Consider the following 5,476-nt stretch of genomic DNA (forward strand, 5'->3'; position numbering starts at 1 on the left):
GGCCCGTACAAGCCCGAGCACTACCGGTACTGATCGAGCCGGTACTGCCGCAGTGGGCACATTGGTCGTCATCGAGGGAGTCGACGGCGCGGGCAAGAACACGCTCGCCCGTCGGCTCGTCTCGGTGTGGGAGCGCGACGGTCTCCGCGTGAAACGCATCGGGTTCCCGCGCTACGAACAATCGGTACACGCCGACCTCGCGGCGGAAGCCCTTCGTGGCCAACACGGGGACGTCGCCGGCAGCGTGCACGCGATGGCGCTGTTGTTCGCGTTGGATCGCAGGGACGCAGCGGAAGAATTGCGAACCCTCGGATCGACCAACGACGTCGTTTTGCTCGATCGCTACGTGGCGTCGAACGCCGCGTACACCGCAGCCCGTTTGCACGAGGAAATCGGCGGCGGCGCGGTCGAGTGGATTCGATCGCTCGAATTCGATCGCTTCGGCGTGCCGATTCCGAACGTGCAGATCCTGCTGGACGTGCCGGTGGAGCTCGCTGCGGAGCGCGCAGCGTCGCGGGAGAGCGAGGACGATTCGCGCGCCCGCGACGCGTACGAGAGGGACGGCGGTCTGCAAAGTAGAACCTCTGCTGTCTACGGCCAACTCGCAGCCTCCGGTTGGGCGTCGCCGTGGCACGTCGTCGGAGCGGACGTCGATCCGAATCGACTCGCCGCCGACGTGTTCAATGAGCCGTTCGGCGAGCAGAAAGTGACAACATAGGACCATGAAGCCTCGGATTCTCGTAGTCGACGACGACTCGGCTCTAGCGGAAATGCTGACCATCGTCCTTCGCGGCGAGGGATTCGAACCGTTCGTGGTCGGCGACGGCACCCAGGCCTTGGCGGCCGTTCGCGAGAACCGGCCTGACCTGGTGCTCCTGGATCTGATGCTCCCCGGTATGAATGGCATCGATGTGTGCCGCGTTCTTCGGGCCGATTCCGGGGTGCCCATCGTGATGTTGACGGCCAAGACCGACACGGTCGACGTCGTGCTGGGGCTCGAGTCCGGAGCGGACGACTACATCATGAAGCCGTTCAAGCCGAAGGAGCTCGTCGCCCGCGTCCGAGCGCGCCTACGCCGCACCGAGGACGAGCCGGCCGAGTTGCTCTCCATCGCCGACATCGTCATCGACGTTCCCGCGCACAAGGTCAGTCGCGGTGACGAACTCGTCTCTCTGACGCCGTTGGAGTTCGACCTGCTGGTCGCGCTCGCGCGCAAGCCGCGTCAGGTCTTTACCCGTGAGGTTCTGCTCGAGCAGGTCTGGGGATACCGCCATGCCGCGGACACGCGTCTGGTCAACGTTCACGTTCAGCGTCTGCGCGCGAAGGTCGAGAAGGATCCGGAGAATCCCGAGGTCGTATTGACCGTGAGGGGGGTCGGCTACAAGGCCGGGCCACCGTGATCTGGTTCTCTCGATCGCGGCGAAAAATAAACGGGACTTTCTCGCCGCTTCTGCGCTGGTTTCGCACGGTCGCGACGGCGGTCGGCCACTCCTGGCGCAGATCCCTCCAACTTCGCGTGGTCGTCTCGACTTTGACGTTGTCGCTCGTGGTCATCACAATTCTGGGCGCGGTGCTGACCAGTCAGATCACCGACCGTCTACTGGAAGCGAAGATCACCGCTGCGACGGAAGAACTCGAACGCTCGCGGACGACCGTCGAAGGTGCGTTGGCCGGTGCCGAAGATTCCACCGGTCTCGGTTCACGGCTCGAACGTGCGCGCTCCCAGCTGACCAACCGCGACATCGACGCAGGTCAGACTTCGGGTTCGGCGGGGACGTTCGACCCGGTTCTGATCGTCAAGGGCGACAGCGTTCGTGCGGACTCCTCGGTCGGCCCCGCGAATCACATTCCACAGAGCCTGCGGAACTTCGTTCAGGAAGGCCTCATCAGTTGGCAGTACGCCACGGTGCGCGATTCGCAGCAGGACGGCTACTCCGGCCCGGCCATCATCTTCGGTACACCGACCGCGTCGGACATCGCCGATCTCGAGCTGTACCTGGTGTTCCCCCTCGGCAGTGAGGAACGAACGCTGTCTCTGGTGCGTGGAACCCTGCTGATCGGTGCAGCCGTGCTGCTGGTGCTGCTCGCGGCCATCTCGATGCTCGTGGCGCGGCAGGTCGTTCTTCCGATCCGGTCCGCTTCGCGCATCGCTGTTCGTTTCGCGGACGGACGGTTGAAGGAACGTATGCCGGTGCGCGGCGAAGACGACATGGCGCGCCTGGCCATGTCGTTCAACGAGATGGCCGAAAGCCTGTCGAAACAGATCACCCAGCTCGAGGAATTCGGCAGTCTGCAGCGCAGGTTCACCTCCGACGTCAGTCACGAACTACGCACGCCGCTGACCACTGTCCGCATGGCTGCCGACCTCATCCACGACGGCAGCGCCGACCTCGATCCTGCGCTCAAGCGTTCCTCCGAGCTGTTGGTCAACGAGCTCGATCGGTTCGAAACGCTCCTCGGCGACCTGCTCGAGATCAGTCGACACGACGCAGGTGTCGCCGAGCTTGCAGCCGAGCAGCTGGACCTGCGGATGTGCGCTCGTGCAGCGGTGTCCACCGTGCGCCACCTGGCGCGTGAGAGCGGCACCGAAGTCATCGTCGACATGCCCGATCACGCGGTCATCGCCGAGGTCGATCCCCGCAGAGTCGAGCGCATTCTGCGCAATTTGCTGGCCAACGCGCTCGATCACGGCGAGGGCAAACCCGTGTTACTTCGCCTGCGCGCCAACGCCGACGCCGCCGCGTTCGTCGTCAGAGACCAGGGTGTCGGGCTGCGGCCCGGTGAGGAAAAGCTCGTCTTCAACAGGTTCTGGCGCTCGGACCCGTCCCGGGTGCGGCGATCGGGCGGAACAGGTCTGGGACTGGCCATCAGCGTGGAGGACGCGAGGCTGCACGACGGCAAGCTCGAGGCCTGGGGAGCGGTCGGCGAGGGTGCCTGCTTCCGCCTCACCCTTCCGCTCGTGCGCGGACACAAGGTGATCGGTAGCCCGCTGCCTCTCAAACCCAGCACGAGGCGGTACACGCAGGGCCAGCCGCTACCCGCGACGCCGGAAGGGCGTGACACCGACGCGCCGAAACCGTGCGGAGCTGGTCCCGGAGGTGCACTCACCGCTGCGACAGGCGGCGATCGATTCGACGACAGCGCGGGAAACTCGTGATGCGGAACAAGATGAGATGGCCCCTCTCGGCCCCGCGCACGCTGTTCGCGGCAACGCTAGCTGCGACGCTGTTACTGACGGGGTGCGCCAGTCTGCCCGAATCCTCGAGCCCTCAGGCCATCGGCTCGATCACCGCAGGGGCCGCTACGACGACGCCTCCGCCGCCGACGCCCGGACGTGAGCCCGATCTGCTGCTACGTGACTTCGTCACGGCGAGTGCGAGTTCGGCAAACAGGCATCAGTCTGCACGTCAGTTTCTGACCGACGACGCGTCGAGCGCGTGGGACGACGGCGCGAAGACGGTGATCGCCGACAAGATCGACTTGCTGACGGGCACACGGACGGATGACGAAGCTCAGTTCACCCTTCGGTCGAACACGGTGGGGCTGCTTGCCCCCGGCGGCGACTATCAGGCCGGCGCCGGAACGGTCGATTCGACGATTCGTATGGTCAAGGTCAACGGGGAATGGCGTATTACCGAGTTGCCGCCCGGCGTCGTCGTCGACAGGTCGCAGTTCTTCAGTGCGTACCAACGGCAGTCGCTGTTCTTCGTCGATCCTCTCGGTGCCGCACTCGTACCCGATGTGCGCTGGGTCAGCGGCGGGGCCGACCAGATCGCAAACCAGCTCGTGCAGTTGCTCATCGACGGGCCGAAGCCGACGCTGGCACCCGCGGTGTCCAACGAACTTGGGCCCGAGGTGGGAATTCGCGGTCCCATCACGAAGGCAGACGGCAGAACCAGTCAGGTGGGTATCGGGACAGGCGGCGTCAGGATCGATTTCGGCGGCGTGCAATCGCTTGATGCGAAGAATCGTGAACTCCTTGCGGCACAGGTGGTCTGGACCCTCGCCTCCGCAGATGTGGCCGGACCGTATGTTCTGTTGGCGGACGGCCAGCCACTGGACGACGACAAGCCGGACGGCTGGTCCACCGCCGACGTCGGGCAACTCGACCCGATGGCGTCTCCGGAAGCAGACGTCGGCCTGCACGCGTTGGTCGGCGGTCGGCTCGTATCGGTGAGCGAGACGGGAACCGCCCCGGTGCCAGGATACTTCGGCTCCGTGCAGAACCTTCGACATGCTGCATTGTCCACCGACGGGACCCTTGTCGCCGGCGTCGCCGACACCGGTCGACCGGCACCGGAACCGACGTCCGCGTTGATGATCGGCGGCTACGACAGCGGGGCGTTCCCGGTCGCGGAGGGCCAATCGATCACGCGGCCGACATGGGGCGTCGACAACAACGCCGCGTGGGCCGTCATCGACGGCACCAACGTCATTCGTGCCGCACGGGACCCCGCCAACGGGCAGGTGTCGGTGCAACCGGTGGACGCCGGATCCGTCACCGCCCTCGGAACACGCATCACCGACCTGCGGCTGTCGCGCGACGGCGTGCGTGCCGCGATGATCGTCGACGGACTGGTGTATGTCGCAACCGTCGTTCGCCAGGCCAACGGCACGTACTCGCTGGTGTCCCCGCGAGCCGTTGCCAACGGTCTCGGTAGCGACGCGCTCGCGCTGGACTGGAGTACCGGTGACGCAGTCGTGGTGGTGCGTATCGCGACGGATGTGCCGGTGGTGCAGGTGACCACCGACGGTTCGCGTCTGGATGCGCTCCCGAGCCGCAACCTCACGGCGCCGGTCCTGTCCGTGGATGCATCGACGACGACGGAGTTCGTGGCCGATTCGCGAGCGGTGTTTCAGCTGAACAACAACGATCCCGCAGGGGATCGCTATTGGCGGGAGGTCGCCGGGCTGGCGGGTGTGAAGGCGACGCCGGTACTGCCGGGCTGAACCGGTCGCGGGAAAGCACGGCCCCGAGTGTCGGACTCGTCGGTGATACTGCTCGCCATGACGTCCCGTACAGCAGCGGTATCCCGGGCCACTGCTAGATCCCTGACGAGGGCGGTATCCCTGACGGCGGCGGTGCTGGATCTAGCGCTGCCCCGTGAGTGTGGTGGTTGCGAGGCGCCGGGAACGGTGTGGTGCCTGCGGTGCGACGACGAACTGCGCCGCGCCCCGGTTCTTGCGCGCCCACGCGTCGATCCCGGTGTGCCGTGCTGGGCGCTCGGCCCGTACTCGGGTCCGCGGCGCTCCGCCGTGCTCTGTCTCAAAGAGCGCAATCGCCACGACCTGGCGCGGCCTCTCGGTGCGGCAGTGGCGGGCGCGGTGTCGCATCTGAGGATGCTCGGACACATCGATCCGCCGGAACTCGCCCGGCTCGTGCTCATCCCTGCGCCGACGCGTGCGAGGGCGGCGCGTAGCCGCGGCGGCGACCCCGTCGAGCGCTTCGTCAGGGTTGCGGCGACGACGCTCTCGC

General features: G+C 66.2%; 4 protein-coding genes and 1 pseudogene. All 5 read left to right on the plus strand.

The window, feature by feature from the left end; genetic code table 11:
• Positions 1-52 precede the first annotated feature (52 nt).
• Entirely contained in the window at positions 53-718 is a 666-nt protein-coding gene (locus WBQ44_RS07845) for a dTMP kinase (RefSeq protein WP_495566153.1), read from the plus strand.
• A 4-nt stretch (positions 719-722) separates the two neighbouring features.
• A complete protein-coding gene (gene mtrA, locus WBQ44_RS07850; protein WP_027496508.1) occupies positions 723-1,400 on the plus strand; it encodes an MtrAB system response regulator MtrA in 678 nt (225 codons plus the stop codon).
• Positions 1,397-3,157: an MtrAB system histidine kinase MtrB gene (gene mtrB, locus WBQ44_RS07855; protein ID WP_495566151.1), complete on the plus strand. Its 1,761-nt coding sequence runs from the start codon at positions 1,397-1,399 to the stop codon at positions 3,155-3,157. Before mtrA ends, mtrB begins: the two co-directional genes overlap by 4 nt.
• A gap of 11 nt (positions 3,158-3,168) precedes the next feature.
• A complete protein-coding gene (gene lpqB / locus WBQ44_RS07860) occupies positions 3,169-4,950 on the plus strand; it encodes an MtrAB system accessory lipoprotein LpqB (RefSeq protein WP_495566152.1) in 1,782 nt (593 codons plus the stop codon).
• A 57-nt stretch (positions 4,951-5,007) separates the two neighbouring features.
• A pseudogene (locus tag WBQ44_RS07865) lies at positions 5,008-5,476 on the plus strand (hypothetical protein); the annotation flags it as partial.

Source organism: Rhodococcus sp. (in: high G+C Gram-positive bacteria), assembly GCF_049591685.1.
Lineage (GTDB): Bacteria > Actinomycetota > Actinomycetes > Mycobacteriales > Mycobacteriaceae > Rhodococcoides.

Bases quoted from the DNA above. Each gene is read 5' to 3' on its own strand.
- mtrA (WP_027496508.1), top strand. From the start codon at position 723: ATGAAGCCTCGGATTCTCGTAGTCGACGACGACTCGGCTCTAGCGGAA.
- lpqB (WP_495566152.1), top strand. From the start codon at position 3,169: ATGAGATGGCCCCTCTCGGCCCCGCGCACGCTGTTCGCGGCAACGCTA.